The sequence below is a fragment of the Tepidiphilus olei genome, from assembly GCF_006980705.1.
Taxonomy (GTDB): Bacteria; Pseudomonadota; Gammaproteobacteria; order Burkholderiales; family Rhodocyclaceae; genus Tepidiphilus; species Tepidiphilus olei.
In genome coordinates this window covers 287652-304803 of sequence record NZ_SBHO01000001.1, presented here as the reverse complement: position 1 = coordinate 304803, position 17152 = coordinate 287652, and the positions used below count along the sequence as shown (strand labels likewise).

General features: G+C 66.6%; 15 protein-coding genes. 13 read left to right on the top strand and 2 right to left on the bottom strand.

From position 1 onward, the window contains the following. Window position 1: 1 nt before the first annotated feature. Window positions 2-1459, bottom strand: a complete 1458-nt coding sequence (locus EPD80_RS01515; RefSeq protein WP_142808854.1) for an NAD-dependent succinate-semialdehyde dehydrogenase — start codon at window positions 1457-1459, stop codon at window positions 2-4. A gap of 127 nt (window positions 1460-1586) precedes the next feature. On the opposite strand from EPD80_RS01515, the gene EPD80_RS01510 reads away from it, so the two are divergent. The 13 genes from EPD80_RS01510 to EPD80_RS01450 all read left to right on the top strand — a co-directional run bounded on the left by EPD80_RS01510 (window position 1587) and on the right by EPD80_RS01450 (window position 15914). Continuing rightward, on the top strand, window positions 1587-4280 hold the full coding sequence (locus tag EPD80_RS01510) for a bifunctional acetate--CoA ligase family protein/GNAT family N-acetyltransferase (protein ID WP_142808852.1): 2694 nt from the start codon (window positions 1587-1589) through the stop codon (window positions 4278-4280). A gap of 2 nt (window positions 4281-4282) precedes the next feature. Then, on the top strand, window positions 4283-5137 hold the full coding sequence (locus tag EPD80_RS01505) for a D-hexose-6-phosphate mutarotase (RefSeq protein WP_142808850.1): 855 nt from the start codon (window positions 4283-4285) through the stop codon (window positions 5135-5137). A gap of 53 nt (window positions 5138-5190) precedes the next feature. Beyond that, window positions 5191-7509, top strand: coding sequence for a Tex family protein (locus EPD80_RS01500; RefSeq protein ID WP_142808848.1), 2319 nt, complete (start codon window positions 5191-5193; stop codon window positions 7507-7509). 8 nt (window positions 7510-7517) lie between these two features. Continuing rightward, the gene (gene hslO / locus EPD80_RS01495; RefSeq protein ID WP_142808847.1) at window positions 7518-8393 is read left to right on the top strand and encodes an Hsp33 family molecular chaperone HslO; all 876 of its coding nucleotides are present in this window, start codon (window positions 7518-7520) and stop codon (window positions 8391-8393) included. 17 nt (window positions 8394-8410) lie between these two features. Continuing rightward, window positions 8411-9160 carry a septum site-determining protein MinC gene (gene minC, locus EPD80_RS01490; RefSeq protein ID WP_142808845.1) on the top strand — a complete coding sequence of 250 codons (750 nt, stop codon included), beginning with the start codon at window positions 8411-8413 and terminating at the stop codon, window positions 9158-9160. Window positions 9161-9172: 12 nt separating this feature from the next. Then, a complete protein-coding gene (gene minD / locus EPD80_RS01485; protein ID WP_142804823.1) occupies window positions 9173-9985 on the top strand; it encodes a septum site-determining protein MinD in 813 nt (270 codons plus the stop codon). Next, window positions 9985-10257: a cell division topological specificity factor MinE gene (gene minE / locus EPD80_RS01480; RefSeq protein ID WP_142808843.1), complete on the top strand. Its 273-nt coding sequence runs from the start codon at window positions 9985-9987 to the stop codon at window positions 10255-10257. The genes minD and minE overlap by 1 nt, the downstream gene beginning before the upstream one ends. Before the next feature lie 89 nt (window positions 10258-10346). Continuing rightward, a complete protein-coding gene (gene sufB, locus EPD80_RS01475) occupies window positions 10347-11774 on the top strand; it encodes a Fe-S cluster assembly protein SufB (protein WP_142808841.1) in 1428 nt (475 codons plus the stop codon). Further along, on the top strand, window positions 11774-12526 hold the full coding sequence (sufC, locus tag EPD80_RS01470) for a Fe-S cluster assembly ATPase SufC (protein ID WP_142804840.1): 753 nt from the start codon (window positions 11774-11776) through the stop codon (window positions 12524-12526). Before sufB ends, sufC begins: the two co-directional genes overlap by 1 nt. Next, on the top strand, window positions 12523-13731 hold the full coding sequence (locus EPD80_RS01465) for a SufD family Fe-S cluster assembly protein (protein ID WP_142808839.1): 1209 nt from the start codon (window positions 12523-12525) through the stop codon (window positions 13729-13731). Before sufC ends, EPD80_RS01465 begins: the two co-directional genes overlap by 4 nt. Continuing rightward, entirely contained in the window at window positions 13688-14968 is a 1281-nt protein-coding gene (locus EPD80_RS01460; protein WP_142808837.1) for an aminotransferase class V-fold PLP-dependent enzyme, read from the top strand. Before EPD80_RS01465 ends, EPD80_RS01460 begins: the two co-directional genes overlap by 44 nt. Further along, window positions 14965-15495 (top strand): putative Fe-S cluster assembly protein SufT, encoded by a 531-nt coding sequence (gene sufT, locus EPD80_RS01455; protein WP_142808835.1) that lies wholly within the window; start codon window positions 14965-14967, stop codon window positions 15493-15495. The genes EPD80_RS01460 and sufT overlap by 4 nt, the downstream gene beginning before the upstream one ends. Continuing rightward, complete coding sequence (locus EPD80_RS01450; protein WP_142808833.1) at window positions 15492-15914, top strand: SufE family protein; 423 nt, start codon at window positions 15492-15494, stop codon at window positions 15912-15914. Before sufT ends, EPD80_RS01450 begins: the two co-directional genes overlap by 4 nt. 43 nt (window positions 15915-15957) lie before the next feature. Here the strand turns inward: EPD80_RS01450 and EPD80_RS01445 are convergent, their stop codons facing one another. Beyond that, complete coding sequence (locus EPD80_RS01445) at window positions 15958-16989, bottom strand: XdhC family protein (protein WP_142808830.1); 1032 nt, start codon at window positions 16987-16989, stop codon at window positions 15958-15960. Between the last annotated feature and the right edge of the window lie 163 nt (window positions 16990-17152).

The following is a 17152-nucleotide window of genomic DNA, read 5'->3' as shown; positions in this document are numbered from 1 at the left end:
CTTACAGCCCTGCCAAGCACACCGACTTCAACTCCAGATACTCCTCCACCCCATACTTCGAGCCCTCGCGCCCGAAACCGGACTGCTTGATGCCGCCGAAAGGTGCCGCCTCGTTCGAAGTCGACCCCGTATTGACGCCGACCACGCCGACTTCGAGCGCCTCGGCCACGCGCAGGATGCGGCCGACGTCGCGCGCGTACAGATACCCTGCCAAACCGTAGTCGCTGGCGTTCGCCAAGGCCACCCCCTCTTCCTCCGTCTCGAAGCGGTAGAGAGGGGCCACCGGCCCGAAGATCTCCTCGTGCGCGATGCGCATCTCGGGCGTGATTCCCTCCAGCACCGTCGGCGCATAAAAGAGCCCGTGCAAGCGCCGCCCCCCACACAATAGCCGCGCCCCTTTCTCGAGCGCGTCGTGTACCAGGGTTTCGACCTTGACGAGCGCCGCCTCGTCGATGAGCGGCCCCACCGTCACCCCCGGCTGCCAGCCCGGCCCGACGGCGAGCTTGCTCACCTCCTCGACGTAGCGGCGCACGAACGCATCATAAATCCCCTCTTGCACCAGGATGCGGTTGGCGCACACGCAGGTCTGCCCCGAATTGCGGTATTTCGAGGCGATCGCCCCCTGTACCGCGGCCTCCACGTCCGCGTCGTCGAACACGAGAAAAGGCGCGTCGCCCCCGAGCTCCAGCGACAGGCGCTTGAGCGTGGCGGCGCTTTGCGCCATCAGCAGCCGCCCGACCTCGGTCGAGCCGGTGAAAGAGATCTTGCGCACGCGGGCATCGGCCGTGAGGGCCCTGCCGATCGGCACCGGATCGGCGCCGGTGACCACGTTGAGCACCCCGGCCGGCATGCCCGCCTGCTCGGCGAGCCGCGCGAGCGCCAGGGCCGTGAGCGGCGTCTGCTCGGCCGGTTTCACCACCACCGTGCAGCCCACCGCCAGCGCCGGCGCCACCTTGCGCGTGATCATCGAGGCGGGAAAATTCCACGGCGTGATCGCCGCACAGACGCCCACCGGTTGGCGCAGCACGAGAAAACGCCGGTCGGCCCGATTGGTCGGCACGATCTCGCCGTAGATGCGCTTTCCTTCTTCGGCGAACCACTCGACGAAGGCCGCCGCGTGCGCCACTTCGCCCCGCGCCTGCGCGAGCGGTTTTCCCTGCTCGTGCATCACCAGCTCGGCCAGCGCCTCTTGCGCCTCGCGCATCAGAGCCGCCCAGCGCGACAGCACCACCGCCCGCTCCTGAGGCAGGCTCCGGCGCCAGGAATCGAACGCCGCCGCAGCCGCCGCGATCGCCCGCCGGGTCTCGGCCTCTCCCATGTCCGGCACTTCGGCCAGGCGATCGCCGCTTGCCGGATCGAAGACGGGGAAGCGCCTTCCCGAATCGGCCTCGCACCATTGCCCTCCGATCCAGGCCCGATCGACCAGCAAACCCTTTGCCCGCACCGCCTCCAGCGACATCCTTCGCTCCTTTCCTCTCATCGCGCGCACAGCCGCCCGACGATTCTACCCCCGAGCGCCGCGCACCATGCCCGCGCTGCGCTGGGGTGCGATAAACTTATGGCCTCATCGCTCGGGGCCCGACGTCATGAAAGAGACCCATTATCTCCAGCCGCTGCTCGAACCGCGTTCCGTCGGCATCATCGGCGCCTCCGACCGCCCGGGTTCGCTCGGGCAGACCGTCACCCGCAACATGCTGGAGGCCGGCTTCCATGGGCGGCTCTTCCTGATCAACCCCAACCACGAAACGCTCTTCGACCTGCCCTGCTACAAGTCGGTCGAAGACGTGCCGCACCGGCTCGACCTGGCGGTCATCTGCACCCGGCCCGAACGGGCCCCCGGCATCGTCGAGGCCTGCGGCCGCGCCGGAGTCAAGGCCATCGTCGTGCTCAGCTCCGGTTTCTCCGAATCCGGCCCGCGCGGCAGCTATCTCGAGCGTCAGATCATCGAGATCGCCCGGCGCTACAAGATGCGCGTGCTCGGGCCCAACTGCCTCGGGCTCGTGCGCCCCAGCATCGGGCTCAACGCCACCTTCGCCCACGCCTCCGCCATCAAGGGCTCCATCGGGCTCGTGTCGCAATCGGGCGCGCTGTGCGCCGCCGTGCTCGACTGGGCCAAGCCCAACGGCGTGGGTTTTTCCGCCGTCGTCTCGCTGGGCGTGTCGGCCGACATCGACTTCGGCGACGTGCTCGACTTCCTTGCCACCGACCACCGCACCGAATCCATCATCCTCTACATCGAGGGCATCCGCAACGCGCGCCGCTTCATGAGCGCGCTGCGCGCCGCCGCCCGGGTCAAACCCGTCCTGGTGCTCAAGGCCGGGCGTCGACCGGAAGTGATGCGCGCCATCCTCGTGCACAGCGGTAACCAGCCGGGTAACGACGCCGTGTTCGACGCCGCGCTGCGCCGCTCGGGCGTCATCCGCATCTACAACATCAGCCAGCTCTACGCCGCCGCCACGGCGCTCTTCGCCCGCCTACGCCCACGCGGCAATCGGCTGGCCATCATCACCAACGGCGGCGGACTAGGGGCGATGGCGGCCGACCGTGCGGCCGACCTCAAAATCCCTCTGGCCGAACTCAGCGACGACACCCTCGGGCGGCTCAGCGCCTTCCTGCCCGAATCCTGGTCGCACGGCAACCCCCTCGACATCCTGGGCGATGCCGACGCCGAGCGCTACCGCAAGACCTTCCAGATCGTGCTCGAATCGCCCGAAGTCGACGGGGTGCTCGTCATCCTCACGCCGCAGGCCATGACCGACCCCACCGCCGTGGCCGAAGCGATCATCGAAGAAGAAAAGCACGCCGAAAAGCCCGTCGTCACCTGCTGGCTCGGACAGGAGCTCGTCGAAGAGGCACGGCAGAAATTCATCGCCGCCGGCATTCCCACGTTCGAAGCGCCCGAGCCTGCGGTCGAGCTCTTCTCGCACGTCTCCTCCTACTACCGCAACCAGAAGCTCCTCGCCCAAACACCAGCTCCTCTGTCGCACCACGAGCCGCCGCGCGTGGAGAATGCGCAGCTCGTCATCGAAACGGCGCTCTCCGAGCGGCGCAACCGTCTCAACGAAATGGAATCGAAAGCCATCCTCGCGGCTTTCCACATTCCCATCGCCCAGACGGTGGTCGCGCGCAGTGTCACCGAGGCCATGGTGCTCGCCGAAGAGCTGGGCTTGCCCGTGGCGATGAAGATCGATTCCCCCTCGGTGATCGACAAAGCCGACTCGGGCGGCGTACGCCTGAACCTCGGCTCCTTGGCCGCGGTACGCACCGCCTATCAGGAGATCATCGCCGAAGTCAAGAAGAACGTGCCCGATGCAGTGATCAACGGCGTGGCCATCGAACCCATGGTCATCAAGCGCCACGGACGGGAACTGGCCATCCGCGTGCGCCGCGACCCCGTCTTCGGCCCGGTGATTCTCTTCGGTGAGGGCGGCAAGCGCGTGGGCATGGAAGAGGACATGAGCGTGGCCTTGCCGCCCTTGAACGGCTTCCTCGCCCAGGATCTCGTGCGCAACAGCCGCGTCTACCCCATGCTGCAAGAATACCGGAACATGCCGGCCATCGCCTTCGACAAGCTCGAACAGGTGCTGCTGCGCGTCTCCGAGATGGTGTGCGAACTTCCCTGGATCGACTATCTCAGCATCAATCCGCTGGTGGTCGATAGCCAGGATGCCATCGCGCTGGATGCCAAGATCACCATCCAGCCGGTCAACCCGTCGGCGGATCGCTACGACCACATGGCGATCCACCCTTACCCTTCCCACCTCATCCAGACCTGGACCCTGGGCGACGGCACCGAGATCACCATCCGCCCCATCCGCCCCGAAGACGCCGAGCTCGAGGCCGAGTTCGTGCGCCGCCTCTCGCCCGAGACCAAGTACTTCCGCTTCATGACCACCCTCAACGAGCTGCCTCCGCCCATGCTCGCGCGGCTCACCCAGATCGACTACGACCGCGAAATGGCCTTCATTGCCGTCACCAAAGACAAGAACGGCGAAGAGGTCGAACTGGGCGTGGCCCGCTACGCCGTCAACCCGGACGGCGAATCCTGCGAGTTCGCCATCGTCGTCGACGACGAATGGCAAGGCCGGGGCCTGGCGCGCCGCCTCATGCAGGTGCTCATCGAGACGGCGCGCGCCCGCGGCCTGAAATACATGACCGGGATTTTCCTCGCCAACAACGAGCGCATGCTGCGCTTCGTGCAAAGCCTCGGCTTTACCCTCACCGACGATCCCGAAGACCGTACCATCAAGAAAGGCATCCTGCCGCTGCAAGGTTCCTGAACATGTCCGCCACCCGCATCGATACCCACCGCCTCGGCGAACTACCGGCCCTCACCCTCCATTTGGGCGAAGCCCGCGCCACCCTCACCCCGTTTGGTGCCCAGGTGCTTTCCTGGATCCCCGAAGACGGCCAGGAACGCCTCTATCTCAGCGAATCCGCCGCCCTCGGCGGCGCACAGCCCATTCGCGGCGGCATCCCCATCGTCTTTCCCCAGTTCGGTACCCTCGGCCCCGGAGCGCGCCACGGTTTCGCCCGCACGCACACCTGGCGCATCGACGAGACGCGCCAGGGCGAAGACTACGTGCTCGTGACCCTGCAGCTCGATCCTTCCCTACTCGAACCCGGTGCGCACACCGCCTTCCCCCACGACTTCCTCGCCGAAGTCACCGTGCTCCTCTCCGAGCGGCGCTTGGACGTGGAACTCGCCGTGCGCAACACCGGCACTGCGCCTTTCGCATTCACCGCGGCGCTGCACACCTACCTTGCCGTGCCCGAGATCGAGCGCAGCGCCCTGCAAGGGCTGGGGGGCAGCGAATACACTGATCCGGCCGATCCCAGCCGGTGGCACGCCGAGCCGGAAAACGTCACACGGCTGGAACCGCCGCTCGATCGGCTCTATCGCGGCGGCGAGCGCGTGCTCACGCTTGCCACGCCCACCCTGCGCACCGAGATCGCGCAGGCCGGTTTCGGCGAGACCGTGCTCTGGAACCCGGGCGAACACGGCCCAGCCGACCTCCCTGCCGGTGCCTGGCGCCATTTCGTGTGCATCGAAGCGGCGCAGGCGAGCGTTCCCGTGTCGCTTCGAGCCGACGAAGAATGGGCCGGACGCCAGGCGCTCATGCTGCCCGAACGTTGACCGCCGCCGCGCCGACAGCCACAATCCGCCTTTTCCCGCCAAGACGATAGCCGATGTCGACGATCGAAACCCGAATCGCCCAGGAACTGGGCGTCGCGCCGCGCCAGGTGATGGCCGCCGTGGCGCTGCTCGATGCCGGTGCCACCGTTCCTTTCATCGCCCGCTACCGCAAGGAGCTCACCGGCGGGCTCGACGATACGCAGCTGCGCCGGCTCGAAGAGCGCCTGGGCTACCTGCGCGAGCTCGAAGCGCGCCGCGAAGCGATCCTTTCCTCCATCGCCGAACAGGGCAAACTCGGCGCCGAGCTCGAAGAAAAACTGCGCGCCGCCGACACCAAACAGGCGCTCGAAGACCTCTACCTCCCTTATCGCCCCAAGCGGCGCACCAAAGCCATGATCGCCCGCGAGGCGGGGCTCGAGCCGCTCGCCGACGCGCTCGCCAACGACCCGCTCGCCGAACCGGAATCGCTCGCCGCCACCTACCTCAACCCGGAGGCGGGTTTTGCCGACGTCAAGGCCGTGCTCGAAGGCGCGCGCCAGATCCTTGCCGAGCGCTACGCCGAAGACGCCGATCTGCTCGCCGAGCTGCGCGCCCTCTTCGAGCGTGAGGCCCATGTTCATAGTCGCGTCGTCGAAGGCAAGGAATCGGAAGGCGCCAAGTTCCGCGACTGGTTCGACCACCACGAACCGATCGCCGCCATCCCCTCGCACCGGGCACTCGCCCTGCTGCGCGGGCGCAACGAAGGCGTGCTGCGGCTCAGCGTCGATGTTCCGCACGAAGAAGGCAGCCCCCACCCGGCGCTCACCGTCCTGGCGCGCCGCTACGGCCTGGCCGACCAGGGGCGCCCCGCCGACCGCTGGCGGCTCGACACCGCCCGCTGGGCCTGGGCGACCAAGCTCTCGGTCCACCTCGAGCTCGATGCCCTCAACCGCATGCGCGAGCGCGCCGGCGAGGAAGCAATCCGCGTCTTCGGGCGCAACCTCAAGGAGCTGCTGCTCGCCGCACCGGCCGGCGCCCGCGTGACCATGGGCATCGACCCGGGCATCCGCACCGGCATCAAGGTCGCCGTGGTCGACGCCACCGGCCGCGTGATCGCCACCGACACCCTCTACCCCTTCGAGCCGCGACGCCACTACGAGCCGACCATCGCCGCGCTCGCCGCCCTCATCGCCCAGCACGGCGTCGAACTCATCGCCATCGGCAACGGCACCGCCAGCCGCGAGACCGAGCGCCTCGTCGCCGAGTGCCTGGCGCGCCACCCCGAACTGCGGGCGCAGAAAGTGGTCGTCTCGGAAGCCGGCGCCTCGGTCTACTCCGCCTCCGAGCTCGCCGCGCAGGAACTCCCCGAGCTCGACGTCTCCCTGCGCGGCGCCGTCTCCATCGCCCGCCGCCTGCAGGATCCGCTCGCCGAACTCGTCAAGATCGATCCCAAGTCGATCGGCATCGGCCAGTACCAGCACGACCTCGACGCGACGCAACTGTCGCGCACGCTGGACGCCGTGGTCGAGGATTGCGTCAACGCCGTCGGCGTCGACCTCAACACCGCCAGCCCCGCGCTGCTCGCCCGCGTCTCGGGGCTCAACCGCAGCATCGCCGAAGAGATCGTCGCCTGGCGCCAGCGCCACGGCGGCTTTCGCCGGCGCGAGCAACTGCGCGAAGTCCCGCGCATCGGCCCGCGCACCTTCGAGCAGGCCGCCGGGTTCCTGCGCATCCCCGAAGGGGACGACCCGCTGGACGCCTCGGCCGTACACCCGGAAGCCTACCCCGTGGTGCGCAGGATCCTCCAGCGCATCGGCAAGGACGTACGCGAAGTCCTCGGCCAGCGCGCCCTCATCGAAACGCTCGACCCGGCCGAATTCACCGACGAGCGCTTTGGGCTGCCCACCGTGCGCGACATCCTCGCCGAGCTCGTCAAGCCGGGGCGCGACCCGCGGCCGGAATTTCGCACCGCACGCTTCGCCGAAGGGATCGAATCGCTCGAAGACCTCCGCCCCGGCCAATGGCTCGAAGGCGTGGTCACCAACGTCACCAATTTCGGCGCCTTCATCGACATCGGCGTCCACCAGGATGGCCTCGCCCACGTCTCCGAACTCTCCGAGCGCTTCGTGCGCGACCCGCACGAAGTCGTCAAGCCCGGGCAGATCGTGCGGGTGCGCGTGCTCGAAGTCGACCTCGAACGGCGCCGCATCGCCCTGTCGCTGAAAAGGGAAGGCACCGAAGCGGCCCCGGCCGCCCAACGGCGCGCCGAACCTGCCGCCAAGGAAGCGCGTCGCCCCGCCCAGGCAGCCAAACCCGCCAAGCCTGGCCGGCGCGAATCCCCTGCCCCCGAGAGCGCCCTCGCCCAGGCGCTCGCCCGCGCCCTGGAACGCTGAGGTTCGCCATGCACGACGCCGTCCAACCTTTCCTCATCGACAACGCCGACATCCGCGGCGCCCACGTGCGCCTGGTCGACGCATGGCAAGGTATCCTCGCCCGCCGGAACGACCCTCCCGCGGTGCGGCGCCTGCTCGGCGAACTCGCCGCCTTCGCCGCCATGATCGCCGCCCGGCTCAAGGATCCCACCCGCGTCACCTTCCAGGCTCAGGGAGAAGGCCCGGTGAGCCTGCTCGTGGTCGACCTAGGCCCCGATCGCAATTTGCGTGCCTTCGCCCGCTACGAGCCCGATCGCGCGCCGCGACCCGATGCCGATGCACGCGAGCTCCTGGGTGAAGCCCAGCTGCAGATGGTGCTCGACCTCCCGGTCTCGAAGGAACCCTACGTGAGCATCGTTCCCTGGAGCGGCCAGACGCTACGCGACACGCTGGAAGCCTTTCTCGCCCAGTCCGAGCAGCAGCCGGCGCGCCTGTGGCTCGCCGCCGACGAGCACGCCGCCGCGGGGCTATTGTTGCAAAAACTCCCCTCTGCCGACGAAAAAGACCCCGACGGCTGGAACCGCCTCACCCGGCTCGCCGACACCGTCACCGCGGCCGAACTCCTTTCCCTCGACGCTCCCGAGCTTCTTTCGCGCCTCTTCCCCGAAGAGACGGTGCGTCTCTTCACGGCGCTCGGCATCACGCACGAGGTCAAGCCCAACGAGGCCGCCGTGATCCGGATGCTGCGATTACTCGGCCGGGAGGAAGTCGAAGCGCAACTCGAGCGCGATGGAGAAATCCTCGTGCGCGACGAGCTCGGCGGTCTGGAATACCGTTTCACCCGCGACGATCTTCCCCGCATCTTCACCGAGGACGACGGCACCGCGCCCGCCACCCGCCACTGATCGAAAGGGTCAATCCGATGAGCGAAGAGGTACGATTCGAGAGCGGACGATTCGAAGGCATCGTCGTGCGCTCCCCCCTCGTGAGCCCAGCGCGGCTTGCCGACGTGCTACACAAGCGCTTTGCCGGCACCGAGAGCTATTTTGGCGGCGAGCCGGCCGTGCTCGATTTCTCCGAAGTGAGCGACTGGCCCGAACAGGTCGACTGGAGCGGCCTCGTGGCTTTTTTTCGCCGCCTCGGGCTGCAACCCATCGGCGTGCGCGGCGTGCCCGAATCGTTCGACGCTGCCCTGAAACGCTTGCACCTGGCGGTACTCGACGAAGCAGCAATGCGCCTCGAAGCCGCAGCCACGCCCAAACCCGTCAAACCCCCACCCCCGCCGCCGGAATCGCCCTCGTCTGCGGAGCCGCTCGTCCCTGCGCCCACCAAGTTCATCGAACGGCCCGTACGCGCCGGACAGCAGATCTACGCCCCCGAGGGAGACGTCGTCCTCCTAGCCGGCTCCAATCCCGGCGCCGAAATCATCGCCGCCGGCAGCATCCACTGCTGGGGTCCCTTGCGTGGGCGGGTACTCGCCGGTGCCGGCGGCAATCTGCAAGCCCGCATTCTCGCCACCCACTTCGGCCCCGAACTCGTCTCCATCGCCGGCATTTACCGGACTTTCGAAAACGGGCTGCCCGCCTCTATCGCAAACCGTTCTGTCCAGGTAAAATTGCAAATTAACCAAGGGCAAAACCAACTGCTCATCGAACCCATCGACACCCTCTGAGAGGCTCCACTCGTGCGCATCGTCGTCGTCACTTCCGGCAAAGGTGGGGTGGGCAAGACCACCACCAGCGCCGCTTTCGCCTCGGGCCTGGCGCTTCGCGGCTTCAAGACCGCAGTCATCGACTTCGACGTCGGTCTGCGCAACCTCGATCTCATCATGGGATGCGAGCGCCGCGTCGTCTACGATTTCGTCAACGTGGTCCAGGGAGAAGCCAAGCTCACCCAAGCTCTCATCAAAGACAAACACGTCGATACCCTCCACATCTTGCCCGCCTCCCAGACCAAGGACAAGGATGCCCTCACCGAAGAGGGCGTGGAAAAGGTCATCAAAGAGCTCGAAGCAATGGGCTTCGACTACGTCGTGTGCGACTCGCCCGCCGGGATCGAGCGCGGTGCCTTGATGGCGCTGCTCTTCGCCGACGAGGCCATCGTCGTCACCAATCCGGAAGTCTCCTCGGTGCGCGATTCCGACCGCATCCTCGGCATCTTGCAATCCAAGTCCCGCCGGGCGATCGAAGGGCGCGATCCGGTCAAGGAGCACCTGCTGGTAACGCGCTACAGCGCCAAGCGCGTCGAGGAAGGCGAGATGCTCTCCTACAAAGACATCCAAGAGCTGCTGCGCGTCCCGCTCCTTGGTGTCATCCCCGAGTCCGATGCCGTGCTACACGCCTCCAACCAGGGGGTTCCGGCAATCCACCTCAAGGGCACCGACGTCGCCGAAGCCTACGCCGACGTCGTCTCCCGTTTCCTCGGAGAAGACAAGCCCCTGCGTTTCGTCTCCTACGAAAAACCCAGCCTCATCAAACGCATCTTCGGGGGTACCTGATGTCGCTGCTCACGCGCCTCTTCGGGGAAAAGAAAAAAACCGCGGCAATCGCCAAGGAGCGTTTGCAGCTCATCATCGCGCGCGAGCACGTCGACGGCAAGTCCTCGCCCGACTTCCTCCCTGCATTACAAAAAGAACTGCTCGACGTCATTTCCAAATACGTGAAGATCGCCCCCGAAGACATCAAGGTCCAGCTCGAGCGGCAAGACAACCTCGAGATCCTCGAAGTCAACATCATCCTCAACGAAACCTCCTCTTCCCGCGCCCAATAGGTTCAGCCTAGGGCGCGCATAGCCCCCTTCGGGCAAAAAACCTAGTATAATGGTCAACAAATCCACGGACTTCCGGGGGAGTGAGCCGTATGTCCACCGCTGAACTCGACGCTGCCCTCAGCCAAGCCTACGAGGCCGGCTTCGTCACCGACATCGAGACCGAGACGCTACCGCCCGGCCTCGATGAGAAGGTGATTGAATACATCTCGGCCAAGAAGAACGAACCCGATTTTCTGCGCCAATGGCGGCTCGACGCCTTCCGTCGCTGGCAGACGATGCGCGAACCGCGCTGGGCACACGTGCACTACGAGCCCATCGACTACCAAGGACTCATCTACTACGCCGCGCCCAAGCGCCGCAGCGAAACCGAGATCGATCCCAAGCTCCTCGAAACCTATGAAAAACTCGGCGTGCCGGTGCACGAGAGGGCCGCGCTCGCCGGCGTGGCGGTCGACGCCGTCTTCGACTCGGTCTCGGTGCTCACCACCTTCAAGGACAAGCTCGCCGAAGCCGGCGTCATTTTCTGCCCCATCTCGGAAGCGGTGCAAAAATATCCCGAACTCGTGCAGAAGTACCTCGGCAGCGTCGTGCCGCCGGGGGACAACTTCTTCGCCGCGCTCAATTCCGCCGTCTTCAGCGACGGCTCCTTCGTCTATGTCCCCAAGGGCGTGCGCTGTCCGCTCGAGCTCTCCACCTACTTTCGCATCAACACCGCCCGCACCGGGCAGTTCGAGCGCACGCTCATCATCGCTGACGAAGGCAGCTACGTCTCCTACCTCGAGGGCTGCACCGCGCCCATGCGCGACGAGCACCAGCTGCACGCTGCGGTGGTCGAGCTCATCGCCCTCGAAGGGGCCGAGATTCGCTACAGCACGGTGCAGAACTGGTACCCGGGTGACGAAGAAGGGCGCGGCGGCGTCTACAACTTCGTCACCAAACGCGGACTATGCGCCGGGCGCGGCGCCAAGATCTCCTGGACCCAGGTCGAGACCGGTTCGGCCATCACCTGGAAGTATCCCAGCGTGATCCTCAAGGGCGACGACAGCGTGGGCGAATTCTACTCGGTGGCGCTCACCCGCGGCCGACAGCAGGCCGACACCGGCACCAAGATGATCCACCTGGGGCGCAACACCCGCAGCACCATCGTCTCCAAGGGGATCGCCGCCGGCCACAGCCAGAACGCCTACCGGGGGCTGGTGCGCATCAATCCCGGCGCGAGCGGCGCGCGCAACTATACCCAGTGCGATTCGCTGCTCATCGGCCCCCATTGCGGCGCGCACACTTTTCCCTACATCGAGAGCCGCAATCCGCGCGCCATCGTGGAACACGAAGCCAGCACCTCGCGCGTGAGCGAAGAGCAGCTTTTCTATTGCCGCCAGCGCGGCATCGACCCCGAGCGCGCCGTCGCCCTCATCGTGGGGGGATTCTGCAAGGACGTGTTCCAGAAACTGCCGCTCGAATTCGCCGTCGAGGCCGGCAAACTCCTCGAAGTCAGTCTAGAAGGATCGGTCGGATGATGCTCACGATACGCAACCTCACCGTCGCCGTCGAAGGCCGGCGCATCCTCGATGGGCTCGATCTGGACATCGCCGCCGGCGAAGTCCATGCCCTCATGGGCCCCAACGGCGCGGGCAAGAGCACGCTCGCCAACGTGCTGGCCGGCCGCGAAGGGTACGAAGTCCTGGAAGGCGAAGCGCTCCTCGATGGCCAAGACCTGCTCACGATGGAGCCGGAAGCGCGCGCCCAGGCGGGGCTTTTTCTCTCTTTCCAGCATCCGGTGGAAATTCCCGGCGTGAGCAACCTGCAATTCCTGCGCACCGCCCTCGACTGCCTGCGCAAGGCCCGGGGCGAAGCGCCGCTCGACAGCGCCGCCTTGCTGCGCGCCGCGCGCGAAGCGGCGCAAGTACTAGGCTTGCCGGCCGACTTCCTCAAGCGCGGCGTCAATGAAGGCTTCTCCGGCGGCGAGAAGAAACGCAACGAGATCCTGCAGATGCTGCTGCTCGAGCCGCGCTTCGTCATCCTCGACGAACCCGATTCGGGTCTGGACGTGGATGCGCTCAAGCTCGTGGCCGCCGGCGTCAATCGCCTGCGCCGCCCCGATCGCGCCTTCCTCATCATCACCCACTATCCCCGCATCCTCGAATACGTCCGTCCCGACCGGGTGCACGTGCTGCACGGCGGGCGCATCGCCCGCTCGGGCGAAGCCGAGCTCGCCCATCAGATCGAAGCAGGCGGCTACGCCGCCGTGCTCGAGGGGTCGGTCGCATGAATACCGCACTCGCCGTCTGCCACCCCTGCGGCTGGGCGGAAGACGCGGCAACGCGCGCCTGGCACGAACGGCTCGCCGAGCGCTTCGCCACGCTCACGCCTCCCACGCGCAAGAACGAATTCTGGCGCTACTCGCGGCTCTCCGCCTGTTTCGCCCCCGAGCGCGCCGGCCGGGGCCTCGACTGCTCCTTCCCTGAGGTCGAACCGCTGGCTGGCGAATGGATCCGCCTCGACCAAGGCCCGCCCGTGGCCGTGCACACCCGCGCCTGGCGCCTGCGTTCCTGGTCCGAACTGGACGAGGCCACCCGCGCACGCTGGCGCGAGCGGCTGGAGCCGGGCGAGGATTATTTCGCCGTGCGCAACCTGGTCGAAGCCGACGCAGTACTGCTCCTTGAGCTCGAGCAAACGACCGACGCTCCCCTGCAGATCCAGTACCGCCACGGCGCCGGCTGGGTCCAGCCCCTCCTGCTCGTCGAAGTCGCCGCGGGCACACGCGGCGCTCTCGTGGAAACGTTCTCCTCCTTCGGCCCTTCCACGCAAAACGGCGCTGTGCATCTCTGGCTCGGCGAAGGCGCCGAACTCACCCATGGCGTCTTCACGGCCGACGAAGAGCAAGCCTTGCTGCACCGCGTTCGCGCCCGGCTCGGTGCGCGTGCCCGCCTCGACGTGCAGGCTTTCGCCGCCGCCCGCGGCTATCAGCGGCTCGAATGGGACGTCGCAATGGGCGAATCCGCCACGCTGCGCCTCTCCGGCATCACCCAGGGTGAGCCAGAGGGTTCCACCGACGTCGCGCTGCGCATCCGCCATGCCGCGCCCGGCGCCACCACCGACGTGCGCTGGCGCGGCCTGGTGCCGGCCGCCGCGCACTCCGCGGTGATCGGCCGCATCCTCATCGAGCCCACCGGCCAGCGCACCGACGCCGCCATGCGGCTCGATCACCTGCTCCTGGCCGACGGCGCCGCCGCTGACGTCAAACCCGAGCTCGAGATCTACGCCGACGACGTCGCCTGCGGCCACGGCGCCACCCTCGGCCGGCTCGACGACGAAGCGCTCTTCTACCTGCGCAGCCGGGGCATTCCCGAAGTCGAAGCGCGCCGACTGCTCATCGACGCCTTCCTCGCTCCGGTCCTGCAGCGTTTCACCCTTGCAGAGGTCCTCCGCCATGTCCAATCCCGTCTCTCCCTCCCCGACGACGCCGCTGCCTGAGGCGGCCACCGTCGAGCGCTGGCGCGAAGACTTTCCCATCCTGCACCGGCGGGTCTATGGCAAGCCGCTCATCTACCTCGACAACGCCGCCACCACCCAGAAACCACGGCAGGTGATCGAGGCGCTCACCGAGTTCTACGAGAACCGCAACGCCAACGTGCACCGCGGCGCGCACGCGCTGAGCACGGAAGCCACCGACTGTTTCGAAACCGCCCGCACTACCGTCGCCCGCTGGATCCACGCCGCGAGCGAAAAAGAAGTCCTGTGGACGCGGGGCACCACGGAAGCGATCAACCTCGTGGCCCAAGCCTGGGGCAATGCCTTCGTCAAAGAAGGCGATCTCCTCGTCGCCACCCAGATGGAGCACCACGCCAACCTCGTCCCCTGGCAGATGCTCGCCCGACGCACTGGCGCCGAACTCGCCCTCGTGCCGGTTCGGGACGATGGCACGCTCGATCGGGAACGCTACCGCCAGTTGCTCGAGCGGCGACCCCGGCTCGTGGCGCTCGCCCACGTCTCGAATACCCTGGGCACCATCAATCCCGTGGCCGAGCTCATCGCCGAAGCCAAGGCCGTGGGGGCGACCGCGCTCATCGACGGCGCCCAGGCGGTGGGGCATTTTCCCGTGGACGTGCAAGCGCTGGGTTGCGATTTCTACGCCTTCTCCGGCCACAAAATGCTCGGTCCCACCGGCATCGGGGCGCTCTGGGGGCGTCAGGAAGTGCTCGAAGCCATGCCCCCATGGCAAGGCGGCGGCGAGATGATCGCCTGGGTCGACGAGCATGGTTTCGCACCCAACGAACTTCCCTACAAGTTCGAGGCCGGTACCCCGCCCATCGCCGAAGCCATCGCTTTGGGTGCCGCGATCGACTACCTGCGCCAATTCGATCGGGCGCAACTGGCCGCCTGGGAAACCCACCTCTACCGCAGGTTGAGGGACGGCCTGGCGGCGATCGACGGGCTGCGGCTCCTCGCCGACCTTCCGCCGGAAGAGAAGGCCCCCATCGCCTCCTTCCACGTCGCCGGCACCCACCCAGCCGATCTCGGTACCCTGCTCGACACCCAAGGGATCGCGGTGCGCGTCGGGCACCATTGCACCATGCCCCTGATCGCCCGCTACGGACTGCCCGGCACCGTGCGCGCCTCGATCGCCTTCTACAACAACGAAGCGGACATCGACCAAACCCTGTCGGCGCTCTCCCGCGCCCTCGAACGTCTGGGAGCCCCTGCCCCATGAACGCCCAAACGGTCATCACCCGGCGCGACGTCTACGGTATCGTCGTCCCCTCGGGGGAACCCGTCACGATCCCCCAAGACAGCGAAGTGCGCCTGACGCAGACACTGGGCACCAGCCTCACCGTGCTCTACGACGGGCGCCTCGTGCGCGTGGCCGGCGAGGATGCCGACGCCTTCGGGCTCGATCCTTACGCCCCTTCGCCGATTCCCACCGAAGGCGACCTGCGTGAGCGCATCCTCGAGGTGCTGCGCCAGATCTACGATCCTGAAATCCCGGTCAACATCGTCGACCTGGGCCTTATATACCGCCTCGACATCGAAGAGAACGAAGACGGCGCCCGGGTCGAGATCGACATGACCCTCACCGCCCCCGGCTGCTCGCTCGGCCCCGTGCTCAGCGAGGAAGTCAAGCAACGCGTAGAGCAGATTCCCGAGGTAAAAGAAGCGACGGTCAACGTCGTCTTCGACCCTCCCTGGACTTCCGACCGGCTCTCCGAAACCGCACGGCTCGAACTGGGGCTGCTATGACGACGCTTGCCGAGATCGAAGAGAATTTCGCCCTCTTCGACGACTGGGACGGGCGCTACGACTACCTCATCGAGCTGGGACGCACCCTGCCATCCTTCCCGGAAACCGAACGCACCGACGCCAACCTCGTGCGCGGCTGCCAGAGCCGCGTCTGGCTCGTCTGCCGCCTCGAAAACGGCCGCTTGCACCTCGCGATCGACAGCGACGCGCTCATCGTGCGCGGGCTCGCCGCCATCGTGCTTGCCGCCTACGAAGGCAAGACGCCCGAAGAAGCGCTCTCGCTCGACACCCTCGCCCTCTTCGAGCGCTTGGGGCTACTCGCCCACCTCTCCCCCACACGCGGCAACGGCCTGCGGGCGATGATCGAGCGGATTCGGGAGTGTGCCCGCGCGGCGATCGAGGCGGCCTCTCGCTCCTGAATGCGAGCGCTACCTCCTTGCCATCATCGCCTTGCGCCCGGCGTCAAGTACGACAGGCGGAAGACATCGTATCGAGAAGGGTATGCCGCTCGGCTCGCTCCCGTTCGGCAAGAGCGCGCTTCTGCACGATGGGCACGCCATACTTCGCCGCAGTGATCTCGGCCAGGATCGACACCGCCATTTCCGCCGGAGAACGAGCCCCGATGAACAAACCCACGGGTCCGTGCAAGCGGTCGATCTCCTCGGCGGTGAGATCGAACAGCGCGAGCCGCTCCCGGCGTTTGGCCGAATTGGTACGGCTGCCGAGCGCCCCGACGTAGAACGCCGGAGATTTCAAGGCTTCGAGCAACGCCATGTCGTCGAGCTTGGGATCGTGCGTCAGGGCCACGATCGCCGTGTGTGCATCCACGGTGAGATCCAGGATCGCATCGTCCGGCATGTCGCGACGAAACGTGATCGCCGGGTTGGCAAGCCCCTCGACGAACTCTTCGCGCGGATCGATCACCACCACTTCGTAATCGGCGGCGAGCGCCATCTCGCACACGTATTGTGACAGCTGCCCCGCTCCGATGACGATCAAACGCCAGCGCGGTCCGTAGAGCGTGCGCATCAGGCGTCCGTCGAAGAAAAACGTTTCATCCCGCGTTGCATCGCGCAGTACCGAGCGCCCTGAACACGTATCGAGTTCGCGCACCGTCAGACGTTTGGCATGGATCCTCGCCCGCAATTCCTTTAGCATATCGACATCCGGTGCCGGTTCGACCACGAGCCGCAGTCTTCCCCCACACGGCAGACCGAAGCGCGCCGCCTGCTCCCGGGTCACTCCATACGTAACCAATTCAGGGAGCTCTTCGGCCAACGATTCCCCCGAACGAATCCGAGCGATCAGGTCGTCTTCTACACAGCCCCCGGACACAGAACCGACGACCTGGCCATCGTCGCGGATCGCCAACCACGCCCCGACTGGACGTGGCGACGATCCCCACGTTTCCACCACCGTGGCCAACACCGTCCGCCGGCCAGCACCAAGCCATTCGATGGCGGCATTCAATACCGAAAGATCCGTGCTGTCCATATTGCCTTCCTCAAAAAATTCCTGGAACGCCAATCACGGTAATGCTGAGCCTAATGCTGAGCCTATCAGAAACTTCGTACGAGGGTACAACCTCACGATGAGGGTACAGGAACCCGACCAACCCGCTCAGCGTCCCAAGACGCGTGTAAGATTGTCTTCTTTG